This window comes from Zooshikella sp. RANM57 (assembly GCF_050749885.1).
Classification (GTDB): Bacteria; Pseudomonadota; Gammaproteobacteria; order Pseudomonadales; family Zooshikellaceae; genus Zooshikella.
Genome location: NZ_JBOIUB010000044.1, coordinates 1 through 1,859, shown reverse-complemented (window position 1 = coordinate 1,859; position 1,859 = coordinate 1). Strand labels below are relative to the sequence as shown.

1 protein-coding gene is annotated in these 1,859 nt (G+C 39.9%); it reads right to left on the bottom strand.

Going from position 1 to position 1,859, the window contains the following annotated elements; all coding sequences use genetic code 11:
- Positions 1 to 1,859: hypothetical protein (locus tag ACQ96U_RS27045; RefSeq protein WP_431724392.1), on the bottom strand; the 1,859-nt coding region annotated here is incomplete at both ends.

Below are 1,859 nucleotides of genomic sequence, written 5' to 3'. Positions count from 1 at the left end.
TATCAGGGTTTTCTCTATCGTTAGTGTAACGTGCAACAACGAGCTGCCAGAACTCATCGACTGTAGCAACTGATGAGACATTAAGTCCACGCTCTACAGCAATCGCTTCCAGCCAGTTTTGCGTCAGTGTGGCTTCGAGTGTACCTGGTAATATAAACTGAGCTGATATATAAGGTGCTAGTGCTTGTTTTAGACCATTGCCTCTGAGGGAGCTTTCCACACCATCATAAAGCGTTAACAGAAAGCTTTCTATCTCCGGTGTCAACGTATCTGGATAGTTGGTACAGGTCATTATATATAAAGCCTCTACCGTTATCTTTTGGTCTTTCAGCCATTGCATCATCTGAACGATTGATGTTAAAGCTTGATGCAGCTCATTGTGATCTTGATCCCAAAAGCCAGTCCAATTAAACTCCAGTATTTCAAACGTCAGCCATAGCTGTTTGATAGAAAGGCTGTGTATTTTGGCAAATAAGCATGCCCTATAAAGCTGGCTAATATGGGGAAGATCACGTGTTACTGTATTTGAACCGCCACCAAGACGAGACAGTAAATCAAGTTCGGCATCATCGGTCATAAAGGCACGCTTTAAGATCGCTCTGTCATGTGAGTATGGTGCATCTGGCGCACAATTAATTTCAGCACCACTAATATGAAAAGTCTCGCCACCCAATGGTGGGTTGTTAAATAATGCGTCAAACTGACTTAGCTGCCCTGCAGCAGCGTATATATTGATTTCTTGACCGGCTAAAACGTATGCTTCTTCTTCATTAATGTTATAGCGTTCCATATATTGTTTAATGTGACCGCTAGGTATTAAGGAGAGAGAAGTAATATCCCCTGGCATATCATAATCATGAATGAGTCGGCTTAGTAACTGTGGTGATAGGCCAGTTGATTGGCAATAACGAATGAGTTTACTGAGCTTTATAAAAAATTCATTTGTAAGTTGTGCAGCAGTATTATCACTCAAAGATAGCGTGGTCGTTGAGACAAAATCCTCGTTCTCGGAACGTTTTACCTTCACCGCTATTGAATTAGAAATTTCAGTGGTTACATTGAAGATTTTATACTGTATTCCTTCACCACTAATCTCTTCAAACAATACGGGTTCGTCATTAATCTCAATATACATTACATCATGATTAACATCAGATAGAAGTGAAGAAATAGACAAAACTAAGCTATTGTCTACGGGTGAGGGAGAAATTGAAAATATTTCAATTTGATCTGTTGTAAAAGTATCACTGGAGATGCTATAAGATTTAAGCTCACCATTTGTTGTTGTTAATAGTACGCCGCTACCTGTAGTAGCTCTGCTCCAACTAAACGTTGAATGATTTAAATATTGGCATCCATAACGTCCTGAAGGGACTGGTTGATTGTTTGTAGCTGATGCAGACAACGTTGATACGGATTGCTCAAATACAGGTATGGCAAGGTACTCATTGAGTTCATTGATGCCGAGTCCTGTTCTTTTGCAAAGTTCTTCCACATTACACAGAAGGCTTGAAGTAGCATCAGCACCATAAAGATTTTGCAAAGTTGTATCAGTCACATCAGTGTTTATTAATAATTTATGTAGCTCTATATTTAATTGATTGGCAAAGCATTCCTGTACATTGGAGTTGACATTGGCTTCTGGTGCATTATTTATAAGCTCCTCAAAACTCACATCATGTGCTTCCAGGATTGCATTGTTGCTTGTGAAATTAGCATCATAAGGGAGTGCGGGAGGGTAGCTTAAGCTTGGTAGTTGTAACTCCACCTCTGAGCCACAGGCAGCGATAAGTATTTCATTCGATAGGGCAAGTGTAGTGATTTCTTCCTCTAAATTAGCCTGGCTCAGTACCAAATTT